The organism is Vibrio lentus (assembly GCF_030409755.1).
Lineage (GTDB): Bacteria > Pseudomonadota > Gammaproteobacteria > Enterobacterales > Vibrionaceae > Vibrio > Vibrio lentus.
The window spans coordinates 222,710-237,392 of the sequence record NZ_JAUFQE010000002.1 but is presented as its reverse complement, the minus strand read 5'-3'; the positions used below and the strand labels follow the sequence as shown (position 1 = coordinate 237,392).

The 14,683-nt window shown below is 45.4% G+C and carries 11 protein-coding genes; 8 read left to right on the top strand and 3 right to left on the bottom strand.

The genetic code is table 11. The features are described from left to right. The 5 genes from QWZ07_RS09460 to QWZ07_RS09440 are packed head-to-tail and all read left to right on the top strand — an operon-like array spanning window position 1 to window position 4,072. A complete protein-coding gene (locus tag QWZ07_RS09460; RefSeq protein WP_192853183.1) occupies window positions 1-1,200 on the top strand; it encodes a beta-ketoacyl-[acyl-carrier-protein] synthase family protein in 1,200 nt (399 codons plus the stop codon). Beyond that, window positions 1,193-1,657 (top strand): hotdog family protein, encoded by a 465-nt coding sequence (locus QWZ07_RS09455; protein ID WP_017106323.1) that lies wholly within the window; start codon window positions 1,193-1,195, stop codon window positions 1,655-1,657. Before QWZ07_RS09460 ends, QWZ07_RS09455 begins: the two co-directional genes overlap by 8 nt. Beyond that, entirely contained in the window at window positions 1,654-2,379 is a 726-nt protein-coding gene (locus QWZ07_RS09450) for a 3-ketoacyl-ACP reductase FabG2 (RefSeq protein WP_192853182.1), read from the top strand. The genes QWZ07_RS09455 and QWZ07_RS09450 overlap by 4 nt, the downstream gene beginning before the upstream one ends. Continuing rightward, a complete protein-coding gene (locus QWZ07_RS09445) occupies window positions 2,376-3,599 on the top strand; it encodes a beta-ketoacyl-ACP synthase (protein WP_192853181.1) in 1,224 nt (407 codons plus the stop codon). The genes QWZ07_RS09450 and QWZ07_RS09445 overlap by 4 nt, the downstream gene beginning before the upstream one ends. Window positions 3,600-3,607: 8 nt before the next feature. Further along, window positions 3,608-4,072, top strand: coding sequence for an Sbal_3080 family lipoprotein (locus tag QWZ07_RS09440; RefSeq protein WP_065675623.1), 465 nt, complete (start codon window positions 3,608-3,610; stop codon window positions 4,070-4,072). Window positions 4,073-4,161: 89 nt separating this feature from the next. Here the strand turns inward: QWZ07_RS09440 and gltX are convergent, their stop codons facing one another. Then, window positions 4,162-5,589, bottom strand: a complete 1,428-nt coding sequence (gene gltX / locus QWZ07_RS09435) for a glutamate--tRNA ligase (protein ID WP_099166231.1) — start codon at window positions 5,587-5,589, stop codon at window positions 4,162-4,164. Window positions 5,590-5,920: 331 nt separating this feature from the next. Between gltX and QWZ07_RS09430 the strand changes: the two genes are divergently transcribed. Together QWZ07_RS09430 and QWZ07_RS09425 are read left to right on the top strand one after the other, a co-directional pair. Continuing rightward, the gene (locus QWZ07_RS09430) at window positions 5,921-8,716 is read left to right on the top strand and encodes a heavy metal translocating P-type ATPase (protein WP_192853180.1); all 2,796 of its coding nucleotides are present in this window, start codon (window positions 5,921-5,923) and stop codon (window positions 8,714-8,716) included. Next, window positions 8,706-9,146: a DUF411 domain-containing protein gene (locus QWZ07_RS09425; RefSeq protein ID WP_041472752.1), complete on the top strand. Its 441-nt coding sequence runs from the start codon at window positions 8,706-8,708 to the stop codon at window positions 9,144-9,146. The genes QWZ07_RS09430 and QWZ07_RS09425 overlap by 11 nt, the downstream gene beginning before the upstream one ends. Before the next feature lie 248 nt (window positions 9,147-9,394). On the opposite strand, the gene QWZ07_RS09420 is transcribed toward QWZ07_RS09425, so the two are convergent. Both QWZ07_RS09420 and QWZ07_RS09415 read right to left on the bottom strand, forming a co-directional pair. After that, window positions 9,395-10,108 carry an oligogalacturonate-specific porin KdgM family protein gene (locus QWZ07_RS09420; RefSeq protein WP_102340684.1) on the bottom strand — a complete coding sequence of 238 codons (714 nt, stop codon included), beginning with the start codon at window positions 10,106-10,108 and terminating at the stop codon, window positions 9,395-9,397. 535 nt (window positions 10,109-10,643) lie between these two features. Continuing rightward, entirely contained in the window at window positions 10,644-13,298 is a 2,655-nt protein-coding gene (locus QWZ07_RS09415) for a beta-N-acetylhexosaminidase (RefSeq protein ID WP_192853179.1), read from the bottom strand. Window positions 13,299-13,702: 404 nt separating this feature from the next. Between QWZ07_RS09415 and QWZ07_RS09410 the strand changes: the two genes are divergently transcribed. After that, complete coding sequence (locus QWZ07_RS09410; protein WP_192853178.1) at window positions 13,703-14,590, top strand: TraB/GumN family protein; 888 nt, start codon at window positions 13,703-13,705, stop codon at window positions 14,588-14,590. Window positions 14,591-14,683 lie beyond the last annotated feature (93 nt).

The following is a 14,683-nucleotide window of genomic DNA, read 5'->3' as shown; positions in this document are numbered from 1 at the left end:
ATGCCTATTTATATCCAAGATTGTGGCTTCCACTCCGCGTTAGGCTCAAGTATCGCTGACATTCATGGCTGCCTCAAAGGTGCGCGTGAATCAAACATGGTTGAAGTAAGCGATATGCTGAATGATGGTGAGCACACTATCGTCGGTAAGGTGGCTGGCGAGCTGCCAGCGATCCCATCTGATCTAACGCAATACGCCACTCGCAACAATCAGCTGGCGTTATCCGCTCTTAATCAAATCAAAGACTCTATTGAGCAAGCAAAATCACAATTTGGCGCAGACAGGATTGCCGTAGTTATTGGCACCAGCACCTCAGGTATCTCGGACGGCGAAGCAGCATTCAAACATAAACTGGCACATGGTGAATTTCCTGAGCATTACCATTATTCAAAACAAGAACTAGGCAATGCCTCTGAATTTGTTAGCCAACATTGTGCATTAACAGGACCAAGCTATGCGATATCGACCGCTTGCTCGTCCAGTGGCCGCGTATTTCTGACCGCTCAACGTTTGTTAGATTCAGGCATGGCTGATGCTGTGTTGGTTGGAGGTGTCGACACCTTATGTGAGCTGACGCTCAATGGTTTTCATGGTCTTGAAGCACTTTCAACCACACATTGTAAGCCGTTTAGTGCAACACGAGATGGTATCAACATCGGAGAAGCAGCAGCATTTATGTTGCTCAGCAAGGCAAAACTGGTCAGTGTTAATACAACCCCAAACACGTCGAACATTGCCTTGTTAGGCTGTGGCGATAGCTCTGACGCACACCATATTTCAGCGCCTCACCCTGAGGGAAATGGTGCGGAGCAAGCTATGCAAAAGGCGTTAGATTCCGCTCAATTACAAGCTGAAGACATCGGTTATATCAATGCTCATGGCACCGCAACTCCACTCAATGATTCAATGGAAAGCAAAGCCATTCATCGTATTTTTGCAAACAAGGTTCCCGTCAGTTCCACCAAGCCTCTCACCGGGCATACTCTTGGAGCCGCAAGTGCAATAGAGGCTGCAATAGCATGGCATATTTTAAAACATGACTTACCGCTTCCCTTACAAAAATGTCAGGATAAAGCTGAAGATATTGAGATTGATTTGGTAAACTGTTCCCAGAAACTTAAAGTAAAGAACATCTTAAGCAATTCTTTCGCTTTTGGTGGCAACAACATTAGCCTGATTTTTGGTGTAGTAAATGACTGATATCCCTTCTGTAGACCAACTTCTCCCACACGATGATCCGATGATATTAATCGATCGTGCTATCAACGTAGAGGCGTTGTCGATTCACTGTCAGGTCGATATTGGTGCTCATAACCTGTTCTTTAATGCCGAATCTCAAACCGTACCAGCGTATGTCGGTATTGAGTTTATGGCTCAGTCTGTAGCGGCATGGTCTGGATACCATGCGCTGAAAAACGGCACGACTCCTCCAATCGGCTTCTTACTCGGTTCTCGTCGCTACAAGTCACTGTGTGATGAGTTCACTCAAGGTCAGACCCTTGATATCTACGCCGAGCAACTGATGGAAGACAGTGGCATGGCCGTGTTTACCGCCCGAGTCGAAGACCAAGGTGAGTTAGTGGCTCAATGCCAACTCAACGTCTACGTGCCGACCGAACAAAAATTACAAGAAATGAAAACTAGGAGCCCATCATGACCCGTCAGGTTTTAGTCACAGGTGCCAGCAAAGGCATTGGTAAAGCGATCGCTATTCAACTCGCGAAAGACGGATTTGAAATCGCCGTTCACTACATGGGTGACAAGCAAGGTGCTGAAGACACATTGAAGTCGGTCACTGAACTGGGTGGCGCAGGACGTCTCATCCAATTTGATATCAGCAATCGCAGCGAGTGTCGCGAAAAGCTTGAGTCAGATATTGCCGAGTACGGCGCTTACTATGGTGTGGTGAACAATGCCGGTATTACTCGTGACACGGCATTCCCAGCTATGACTGAAGAAGAGTGGGATGGTGTTATCCATACCAACCTCGACAGCTTCTACAACGTACTTCACCCGTGCGTGATGCCAATGGTTCAAAAACGCAAAGGCGGTCGAATCGTTACTCTGGCGTCGGTATCCGGCATCATGGGTAACCGCGGTCAAACCAACTATGCAGCAGCAAAAGCGGGCGTAATTGGCGCGACTAAGTCACTTGCTCTAGAACTCGCAAAACGCAAGATCACAGTAAACTGTGTGGCTCCGGGTTTAATCGATACAGGCATGGTTGATGAGCACGTGAAAGAGCATGCTCTCCCTCAAGTGCCATTGCGACGTATGGGTGAGCCAGAAGAAGTAGCAGGCCTTGTGAGTTATCTAATGTCTGATATTGCAGGCTACGTTACTCGCCAAGTGATTTCAGTCAATGGAGGCTTAGTATGACCCGCCGCGTTGTTGTAACTGGCATGTCTGGTGTTACTGCCTTTGGTAATGATTGGCAGCACATCGAACCAAAACTAAAAGCCTGTGAAAATGCCACTCAATATATGCCAAGCTTTGAGCAATATGATGGCCTCAACACTAAGCTTGCTGCACCTATTGATGATTTCCAATTACCAAAACACTATAAGCGTAAGCAAGTACGTGGCATGGGACGTGTGTCTCGCCTAGCCACTGTTGCGACAGAAAACGCATTAAAGCAAGCTGGGCTGATCGGCCACGACGTTTTGACAAACGGCGAAACAGGCATTGCTTACGGCTCTTCCACCGGCAGTACAGATGCGGTTGGCGCGTTTGGCGTAATGCTCAACGAGAAGTCGACACGTGCGATCACCGCAACAACTTACGTGCAAATGATGCCACACACCGCTGCGGTAAACGTGGGACTGTTCTTTGGCCTACGCGGCCGCGTGATCCCCACCAGCAGTGCCTGTACTTCAGGAAGCCAAGCCATTGGTTACGCCTATGAAGCGATCAAACACGGCTACCAAACCGTGATGGTTGCCGGTGGCGGTGAAGAGCTATGCCCAACTGAGTCTGCCGTTTTCGATACCCTTTTTGCTACCAGTTTAAAAAACGACACACCAAAAAAATCTCCTAGCCCTTACGACAGTGAGCGCGATGGCCTTGTTATCGGTGAAGGCGCCGGTACGCTTGTTCTTGAAGAGTATGAACATGCCGTTGCTCGTGGCGTGAAGATCTACGCTGAGATCATTGGCTTTGCCAGCAACTGCGATGCCGCTCATGTGACCCAACCTCAGATGGAAACCATGCAAATTTGTATGGAAAAAGCGCTAAAAGATGCTCAACTTCCGGCTGAAAAAATTGGCTATGTTTCTGCGCACGGTACCGCGACTGAAAAAGGCGATATTGCGGAAAGTAATGCGACCGCGAACATTTTTGGTGAAGTGCCAATCAGCTCATTGAAAAGCTACTTTGGTCATACGCTTGGCGCGTGTGGTGCGATTGAAGCTTGGTTAAGCCTAGAGATGATGCATTCAGGTTGGTTCAGCCCAACATTGAATCTTGAGAATATCGACGAACAATGCGGCAAGCTCGATTACATCACAGGCTCTGGTCGCGAATTGGACGTTGAATATCTGATGAGCAACAACTTCGCTTTTGGTGGAATCAACACCTCAATCATCTTCAAAAAAATCTAGGATAGATAATGAAAAACTGGTTAGTTGCTGCTGTTGTCGTTTTACTCGCAGGTTGTAGTGCTCCGAAATATTCAGGAAACGCACTACCAGAAGCAAATACAATCGAACAAGTAACGATTGTTGAAGACGAGAAAACTCGTGCGGTTTTCCTCGACTCCATGCTCGACTGGTGTCTGAATAATCAGGTCAAATGTAAAGTCGTTGCCGACGGCTCAGAACATAATCCAGAGGACATCACGCTGGATTATATCTCTCGTTGGAGTTGGGATTTCAGAACCTTTGTGGCTGACGCAAAGATCTCTGCTTATCAGGATCAACAGCGCGTAGGCAATGTCGAATTCAAAGCGCCAAACAGCGGAAACTTTTCTAAGTTTGGTGACGATATGGAACGCATCAAAGCGATGATGGATATCTTGTTCGATAAGAAAACAGCCGCGCAAGCAACTCAAATGATTGCCGACGACAAGCTCTAACGAAATCGTTCAGAGACTAAAGCTCGAGACAAATAAAAAGGGTCAGTAACCAAGTTACTGACCCTTTTTTGATTCTAGCAATCGCTCAATTAAGCGTTAGCTTCACGCTCAGCGATGAACTCAAGAGCCATCTTGATGCGAGCGATTACGCGCTCTTTACCAACAAGCTCCATCACAGCATCAACAGAAGGAGACTGACCACCGCCAGTTACTGCTACGCGAAGTGGCATACCGATTTTACCCATACCGATCTCTAGCTCTTCACATACCGCTGCAATCACACCATCTTTGATGTTTGCAGTAGTGAAATCTTCAAGCGCTTCAACCTTAGCAAGAGCAAGTTCTAGTGGGCCTTTAGCAACACCACGTAGGTGCTTCTTAGCTGCGCCAGCTTCAAACTCAGAGAAGTCTTCGTAGAAGTAACGAGACTGCTCAGCAAGTTCGATAAGCGTGTTACAACGCTCGCCAACTAGCTTGATCACTTCAGTGATCGCTGGGCCGTTTGTTGTATCGATCTTCTGTGCGTCTAGGTGCCATTGCAGGTATTTTGCAACGTACTCAGGCTCAGAAGTCTTGATGTAGTGGTTGTTCAACCAAAGTAGCTTTTCAGTGTTGAATGCAGATGCAGACTTGCTGATGGCTTTAAGGCTGAAGAACTCAATCATCTCTTCTTGAGAGAAGATCTCTTGGTCACCGTGAGACCAACCTAAACGAACTAGGTAGTTGTTCAGTGCATTTGGTAGGTAACCTTCGTCGCGGTATTGCATTACAGAAACAGCACCGTGACGCTTAGAAAGTTTCGCACCGTCATCACCAAGAATCATTGCACAGTGAGCGAAAGTTGGAACTGGCGCGCCTAGTGCTTCGTAGATGTTGATTTGACGAGGTGTGTTGTTGATGTGGTCTTCACCACGAACAACGTGTGTAATACCCATATCCCAGTCATCCACTACAACTACGAAGTTGTAAGTTGGAGCACCGTCTGTACGACGAATGATTAGGTCATCAAGTTGGCTGTTAGAAATTTCAATGCGACCACGAATTTGGTCATCAAATACTACGCTGCCTTCTTTAGGGTTACGGAAACGGATAACGCACGCATCACCTTCTTTCGCTGCTTCGTTTGCTGCAACAATTTTAGGGTGGTTCGCATCGTAACGAGCCATTTCTTTGTTTTCTTCTTGCTCTGTACGAATTTCGTCAAGCAGCTCTTTAGACGCGTAGCATTTGAATGCTTTGTCTTCAGCAAGTAGCTTATCAACCATTTCGTTGTAACGGTCAAAACGCTTAGATTGGTAGTAAGGACCTTCATCCCATTCCATACCCATCCATTGCATGCCTTCTAGAATTGCATCAACCGCTTCTTGAGAGTTACGCTCAAGGTCCGTGTCTTCGATACGTAGAACGAATTCACCACCTTGGTTCTTAGCGAATAGCCAAGAGTAAAGTGCAGTACGTGCACCACCAACGTGAAGATAGCCAGTTGGGCTAGGAGCAAAACGAGTTTTAACCGTCATTTAAATACCTTGATTATGTAGGTGATTCTTTTAGTGGGGTCTAATACAAAGTCTGTAATAGCCAAATATCACTAAATTTTGGGCGCTATTTTATCACCACCGCTTAAATCTACAATCAGTAGTGAATGATTAATGCGCGGATCTTGTGCGAAAGCCACTGTAGAAAGGCCAAATTCAGCTTCGATGTAGCAAATCTATAGCCTGAGCCAATAAATTATAGCCACGCTTTTCTTTAACTCCCGCTTATTTCATCAACGTACCCCACCCATTCATATGCCACTAAGATCAAATTCTTGAATTTATGTTTGACCTTACCCTTACGGGAAGGTTTATGTTAGGCGTAGATGAGAATTGGAGTATCGATATGAACCATTACACAACCGCGCTCAACGGCCTAAATTGCATGGGTTGTGCGAAGAAAGTTCGCACACTGTTTGGCGAACTCGACAATACGACGATCAATGATATATCGCCGACATACATCGATATTTCGACTCCAATTAATTACGTTCTACTCAGTGAACAGTTGGCGACGCTTGGTTATAGCATGGGCAATAAGCTGCACCTTTCGTTATCCGGTCTTAGCTGCGGTAAGTGCGTGAGCAAGCTGACTCAAGCACTTGAACAAACCGAGCAAATCTCAGAGCTAGAAATCAGCAAACATGAATTGTCATTGGTTACTCTGCTTTCAGAATCCGAGCTTATTGAGTTGATCGAAAGCGTAGGTTATCACGCGGCTTCCTACTCTGAGGTTAATGAGCCTTTATCTAATTCAGATTCAGATTCAGATTCAGAAGACGATAAAAAAACAGCGCCAGTGGAACCGACCCAAGATAAACCTGCTGCTAGCCAATATACTTATCACCTTGTTCTTGAGGGAATGACGTGTGCGAGTTGTGTTTCTTCGGTAGAGAAAGCACTGAAAAAGAATGAGTTCGTCGACCAAGCTCAGATCAATCTCGCAGAACAGACAGCCTTGGTCTTCACGTCTAAAACACGAGACGTCATCGAAAGCGCTCTCATAGAATCGGTAAAAACCGCAGGTTATGGTGCGGAGTTCGTTGATGACGCGGCAACTCAACAACAAAAACAGCAAGAGCAACAACTTCGTACCCAAAAAGCTTTCCTAAAGAATTCAGTAAGCGCGCTGCTTATCGGTGCTCCACTGATGGCGTGGGGTCTGTTCGGTGGCAGCATGACTATTGCTACATTTAACGACCAACTGGCTTGGGGATTGGTCGGTTTCGTCTGTTTGGTACTGCTAGCCACTTCAGGACGCAGCTTCTTCACTAACGCTTGGCAATCACTGATGCACAAGCGCGCAACAATGGATACGTTAGTTGCTTTAGGCACTGGCGCCGCGTGGTTCTACTCAATGCTGGTTGTGCTAATTCCATCATGGTTCCCAGAACCATCGCGCCATGTCTATTTTGAAGCGAGCGCCATGATTGTTGGCCTTATTTCTTTGGGTCACTACATTGAAGCCAAAGCCAAGGCACGCACCACCAAATCTTTGCAGGCACTGATTAATTTACAGCCTCAAAAAGCGGTGGTTATCGTCGATGGTAAAGAACAAACCATCGCCGTCGAAGCTATTCAAGTCAGTATGCAAGTACGAGTGAAACCGGGAGAAAAAGTCCCTGTCGATGGTGTCGTCGTATCTGGCGAATCTTATATCGATGAGTCGATGCTGACTGGCGAACCGCTTCCTAACGTTAAATCGATTAATGATGGCGTTTCAGCCGGTACCATTAATGGTGATGGCAGCCTGATCATTGAAGCCACGGGAATTGGCTCAAGCACCATGTTGGCTCGAATCATTCAGATGGTTCGCCAAGCACAAAGCAGCAAGCCTGCGATTGCTAAGCTCGCTGACTCTATCTCTGCCGTTTTCGTCCCTGTTGTGGTCGCGATCGCAGCAACTGCTGCCTTAGTTTGGTTTTTTGTTGGCCCACAACCGAGTGCCAGTTATATGCTAGTGGTATCAACAACAGTGCTAATCATCGCCTGCCCATGCGCATTGGGCTTAGCGACACCGCTCTCTATTACTGTTGGCGTTGGCAAAGCCGCTGAGTTTGGTGTTCTGATCAAGGATGCAGATGTGTTGCAATCTGCAAGCAAAATTGATGCTGTCGTGTTTGATAAAACAGGCACCCTAACCCAAGGTAAACCAACCGTTCAGCAGGCCTTTTATGGCGATTTATCAGAGCAAGAACTGCTGGCTTACGCCTATTCGGTAGAGATAGGGTCAGAACACCCATTAGCGAAAGCCGTTTGCCAATATGCAGAGAACTTACAAGTTTCAGCACTACCCCATAGCGAGTTCGAAAACCAACGTGGGCGTGGCGTACAAGCAATAATTAACGGCAAGCACGTTCAAGTCGGCTCACTTAAGTACCTCACCCAACTCAACATCAATACAGACATTGGCGCGGACTTTATCGAGCTTTGTCGAACACAAGCATGGACACCCATCTTCGTTGTAATCGATCAAAAACTGGAAGGCATATTTGGCATTTCAGACGCATTAAAAATAGATAGCAAACAAGCCATTGCTCAACTAAAATCCGCCGGAATTCACACTGTGTTATTAACAGGCGACAACGATTCTGTAGCTCAAGCGATTGGCAAAAGCGTCGGTATTGATGAGGTTATCTCGGAAGTACTACCAGAGCAGAAAGCTCAACACATTGTTCAGCTGCAACAGCAATATAAGAGTGTTGCCATGGTCGGAGACGGTATTAACGACGCGCCTGCACTTGCTCAAGCAGATATAGGCATAGCAATGGGTAGCGGCAGCGATGTGGCGATTGAAAGTGCGCAAATGACGCTGCTCAACTCGTCGCCATTATCGGTCAGTAACGCGATTGAGCTTTCCCAAGCGACCGTGAGAAACATGAAGCAAAACCTGTTTGGTGCCTTTATCTATAATTCACTTGGTATTCCAATTGCGGCTGGTGTGCTCTACCCATTCTTTGGATTTTTACTTAGCCCTGTCGTTGCAGGCGCTGCGATGGCGATGTCATCAATCACCGTAGTCAGCAATGCCAACAGATTAAGACTGTTCAAACCCACTCATTCTAATATCAACAAAAACCATATTCATGAGGTTAACCATGATTCGTAAAGTTATGACTCTTACTGCACTCGCTGCAATTTCAGGACAAGCTCTCGCTACTGATGTTCTGAACCATAAGTCTCCATACTGTGGCTGCTGCACAGAATGGACAGAACACATGCAAGACGCAGGTTTCGATGTCACAGAGAAACTCCATGATGACATGAATCCTATCAAGCAGAAGTTAGGAGTAACGCCAGAGCTAGCTTCTTGCCATACGGCAGAGATCGACGGTTACGTATTTGAAGGGCACATTCCAGCAGAGGACGTGAAAGCCTTTTTAGAAAACCCACCACGCAATGCGATTGGCTTGGCGGTTCCAGGCATGCCAATGGGCTCGCCGGGCATGGAGTATGGCGATAAGAAAGACGAGTATTCTGTTTATGCGTTTAACGAGAAAGGTCAGGTGTTTGAATACCGTCATTACAACGGGAAATAGAGCGTAAATAGACCTGCGAACAGCAATAAAAATAGAGCCTAGCATTAAGCAAACCCAAGACTGTGGTTTACTTGCTAGGCTCTTTGCTTTTGGACAGTAAAGCAAATCTTGTCGCGGTATCAACCGGGCTGTTAGTACCGCTATGTTCCCCTCGCTAATTAGCTAAGAAGTTATTCAACAAAAAAGTTATTTAGCAAAGATGCTCACTCGGCTAATAATCTAATCGACTAAACGCCAAGTGAATCAGCTTAGAAGCCGTAAGAAGCACCGAATACGAATGCGTTGTTCTGCTTAGAATCGCCGTTTGCGAAGTCTACGCCGTTAGCTTGGCTACGGAACTCAAAGTAAGGTTGAACGCCTTGACGAGTCCATGTTGCACGTAACTCGTGGTCCATTGCTTCAGCGTCAATCATGTAAACGTTGTTGTAGCTAAGTGCTAGGTCAGCATTCACTGTGTAAGCAATGCGGTTATCCATGCGGTAGTCTGTGTCAGCATTAGCCGAAGTATCATCGATGTGTGCACGAGTACGGTTACTGATAGAGATACCGTTATCGAAGTTGTAACCAATCTTAACTAGTGGACGGAACTGAATGCTCTCACCCGCAGAGAATAGGTGTTGGTAACCAGCAGCAACCCATAATTTGTCAGTAATGTTGAAAGATTGCTCACCACCGACAGTGATGCCCGGAGTATTGTTACCTGTTGTTGGTGCACCACCAGTTTCAGCGGAAGTCAGGCCTTCAAGCTCACCCAGTTGGATGCCATCAAACTCAGAGTAAACCGTGAAGCCACCTAGAGAGTTGTCAAACGTGTGACCAGCTTCTAACGTAGAAGTCATATCAGAACCGTGGATACGGCCGTCATCGTGAATTTGGATGTTACCTGTTACGTAAGAAGAACCAGCGAAAGCACTAGAAGCGAAAGCAAGAGAAAGAGCACTTAGAGCGATAATTTTTTTCATAGTAAACTGCCTTAGTTTGATTTTTTCAGCGGCATATCTTCGGTACATCATTCACCTTCACCGCTTGAGTAGTTGGTAGCCTCCCTGGCATGAAATCTATGTTGCTCGAATTAATTTGCGTTTCAAAATAAAAGAACAAGCAGAGTGATCTCTCTCACTGTCAAAAAAGAACAAGTTATTTAATACATTAAAATCAGACACTTAAAAATATAAAAATTGATAAAAAACTCAAGAAGAAAAAACATACAGATCAAGATCACATTATTTTACGACGCAAAATTAGATTCAGTTAGTTCAATCACATTTGGTTTAGAGTTTTTTATAGGGGACTTATTTTTTGAAGAGAATAATGAGAAGCCCGTCACTTTTGCGACGAAACTCACCTTATGTGCATTGTTGACGATATAAACAAAGACGGTTTCTATATGTTTCTGTTTAAGAGAAAGACTTAACTCGCCTTAAACAAAAAGAGCTCCCACTTTTACCTTGAGTAAGATAATAACGAGGGAGCTCTTCTATTAATGTTGCTTATCGATTATTTAATTGAGGTTACTCGACTTACTTTCTCGCCACTTTCAGAGATAGAGCGGATGTAAGTTTCGCCTGAAACCGAAGGACGTTGTTGCTCATCGTACGTTAACCAGTTTTCGCCATCAGCAGAGTATTGCAGCTCTACGCCTGGGAATTGTACGTTCATCGCTAGCTTACCATCCACAACCTGAGCGCCCGGTACTGGCAGTCGGTAATCAATGCCCGCTTTCTCAAGCTTAGCCAGTTCACGTTGACCAACAATATTCGCGAATCGATTAAAGTCGCTGTTTAAAGACTGCTTATTTACTAGGCCGGTATCTTGAGAGTATTCAACGCCCACTTTGTAGTCGTTTTCCCAATCCGCTCTGTGCCATGCACGCTCTGCTGCCGCAAGTACGCGAGGGAACACCATGTATTCATACTGTTCGTCGGTACGTACTGTTTCAGACCAAAGCTGTGCAGACAAACCGTAGAAAGGTTTTGCTTCAATCTCACCTTTACCAGTGAAGCCATTGCCGTCACGGTCTAATGAGGTTTCCGCGTTTTGTGGCATGTTTTCTGGTGCGAAGCCAAACATCTTACGAGTATCCGTTGCACGCGTTGCCCAGTAGTAACCGCGCTCTGCTGCGTCTACTTCGTATGGCATATCCATGTATACGTAATCTGGGTTAGAGACAATCACGTCATAACCTTTCGCTGACCAATCGTACACTGATGAAGTGCCGCCCCAGTAAAGAACGTCCCAGAAGTTAACGCGAGTCGTTTCAGTAGCGAAGCCAGATTCCCCCTCTTCCACATACTTCAAGCCATCTTGCCAAGCTTGGAAGTGAGGAATGCCTTTGTCTGCAACAATTTTTGATACTTCTTTTGCAAAGTAGCCAGGCAGGTGACCAAAATCACTCACCGAACCATCAGCAATCAAAGACTGACATTGTGGAGACTGTTGGAATGGTTTGTCTTGCTTGTCTAGCTCAATGTTACCTTTCCATGCCACTTTGTCTTGAGCATCAACATCTTGAAAGCCTGCGCCTAGCTTGATGTTTTTCGCTTCATCACCACCAAAGTGCCAAGTCGTTAGCGGCATACCCGCTTCATTGTGCATTGCTGCAATTTCAGTAATCACTTTATCAACAAAGCGAGTCGATGATTCCATACATGGGTTGATGAAGCTGTGCTTATCGTAGAACTGAATAGTTGTCACGTTTGAAGTATCTTGTGGATCCATCAAGCGATATTCACTTGCTTCAGCTTCTTTGCCTTCCGCCATTAGGCGAGTGTAACGCGCTTCCATTGATACCACAGCAGAACGAGCGTGTGCTGGCATATCAATTTCTGGAATTACTTCGATGCTGCGCGCTTTTGCGTAGCTTAAGATCTCGACGTAATCCGCTTTACTAAAGAAACCAGAGCCAAAGTTGTCTGTTGTTGGACCTGAGCCTAGCTGAGGCAGTAAACAGCTTTGCTCTTCCAAATCAAAACAACGATTAGACCCTACATCCGTTAGCTCTGGTAAACCTGGGATTTCTAAACGCCAACCTTCATCATCAGTTAAGTGAAGGTGCAGTTTATTCATCTTGTATGCAGCCATTTGGTCTAGCGTTGCTAGGATGGCATCTTTTGAGTGGAAGTTTCGAGCAACATCCACCATCACACCACGGTAATCAAAGCGTGGTGCATCTTTGATCGACAGTTGTGGTAGTGATTCAGCGTTCTGACTGTCTATTAGGCCAAAAATAGACTGAACTGCGTAGAAAGCACCTGTTTTATCAAACGCTTTAATCGCAATCCCCTCTTCCGAGATGCTTAGTTCATAAGCGCCAGATTTTGCTAAATCACCCGTAAACTGAGTAGGAACAACGGCAACACTAACAGGTAGGTCGCCACTCACATCTACGTTTACCACATCTGCACGTTCTTCAATTGCAGCGAACTGCTCAGCATCAAATGCCTCTTTCGGTAATGCAATACCACCAGCAATGCTCACTGAACCTTCGCCCGCTTCTACCGACATTGGGGTTGGTAAAAGCGTTGTTGAAACGTCTTGCGTTACTAGATCAGCATTCTTTTCAAAGCGAGTAACCGCGGTTGCCATGACATTGTTGTCATCAGGTGTACGTTTAAGGTTGTTTCCTTCCAAACCTGTTACGAACGACGCGACATCTTCAGTATTCAATGAAGCAATCATCTTAGGTTCTGCGTTTGGCGCAGTTACGAATGCACCCGGCATGAAGTCAGTTTCAAACAGTTGCCAGTACTCACTTGTTAGTGGAAGAATCACTTCTTCACCAGCGGCAAAACCATCGAACTTATCTGTAGGCTCTAGTTTGTGTAGGTCCCCCGTTACACGAGTGATTTTAAACTGTTCGTTATCAACATCTAAAATAAGGCGAATACTGTGGAAGTAGATAGTCCAATCTTTCGAATCAATCGCTTCACCGTCATTGGTTAGGGTCATGTTCACTTTATTACATGATGCCCACTCAGCACCTAGATCCTGACAGGCCATGCCTTCATTCGCACCGTGATTGGTTAGAATTTCATATTGCACATCAAGGTTATCAGCCAGTGCATTAACAACCTGTTGCTCAGGTGCTTGCGTTACAGCACAACCCGTCAAACCAGCCAGTACCGCTACAGATAGTAAGTTTCTCTTCAACATCGTATTCACCCATAAATTTCAAATTGAGTCAGAAGCAAAGTGGAGCGCTTCGAAAGTTAGATAAACTATATGGGCTTATTTTTTACCGTGAATTAAATCAAGTTAATAAAGTGACCAGCTTCAAATCTCAAAATTTGCGATAAAATTAATTACATAAAAATCATTAAGTTAGAATCGACGGCACTTCCGTCAGTTTTATTTTGACGTAAAATTTGAGAAATGAATCACAATCTTTTTAACGGATTTCATAAAATCGTGTTGTTGATAGAGAGAAAGGTTTAAGAGTTTGTTCGTGTTGTTATACTTTTCGTACAAACAACGTGACATCGTTCTCAAAAAAAACCGTCAAAAAACTCCGTCAAAACCCTTTTTAACGAGTTTATTTCTTTCTAAAGGAGCTCTCTTTGCGCACTTTCTTGTACCTTACGTTACTCACTTTCGCCTTTTCAGCAAAGCAAGCGGTCGCCGAACCCCTTTATTGGCAAGCAAAGAAAGAGGATTTGACCCTCACTATCTTAGGTTCTGTGCACGTTGGGGATGAGAGTATGTACCCGCTTCCCGCACAGATCACTGACACGTTAAAACAGAGCGACGGATTAATTGTCGAGACGGATATAAGAAAGACAGAAGGCGTGGTGTATCCCACGACCACAGTGACCACGGGTGATGTATTAAACAAAGAACAAAAACAATTATTAACGAGCATCTCAAAGTCTCTAGATATGCCAACTCAGCAACTACTTAGCTCACCGCCTTGGGCAACCTCTTTATCGATACAGATGCAGCAGTTGAAGAAACTTGGTTACGGTTCAGCTAACGGTGTCGATGCCACACTCGCTTATAAAGCAACCACGCAAGACGTTCCTGTCATCAGTTTAGAGCCTCTACAATTTCAGATAGACCTCATTGCAGGACAAAAAGATTCCGGTAAAGAGTGGTTAGTCAGTAGCCTTGAAGAATTTGACCAAACTGATCGTGTGGTTCATTGCCTAATTGAGAGCTGGAAAGCGGGTGATGTAACCAAACTTGAGGACTTTGCGAAACTGTCTGAAATGCCAACAGAGCTTGAGAAAGCATTCTTGACGGATCGCAACGTCGATTGGGCAAACAAGCTCTCCGCCAATGATTGGAAACTCGACTCAAAGGGACACTACGTGCTGGTCGTCGGTACTTTACACCTGATTGGCGAAGGCAATCTTTTGCAGTTATTGGAAGATAAAGGTTTCAATGTCACTAAACAGTCACAAAGCCAACAAGCTCAGTGTCAGTTCGAGGTTAACGAAGACAGCTAATTAGTAAGAGCATGACCTTTCCTTCATAAAAGCATGCCCTTAATAACAGAATCATTACATTTAATAGCACCATAACGGTGCTATTATCTTTCG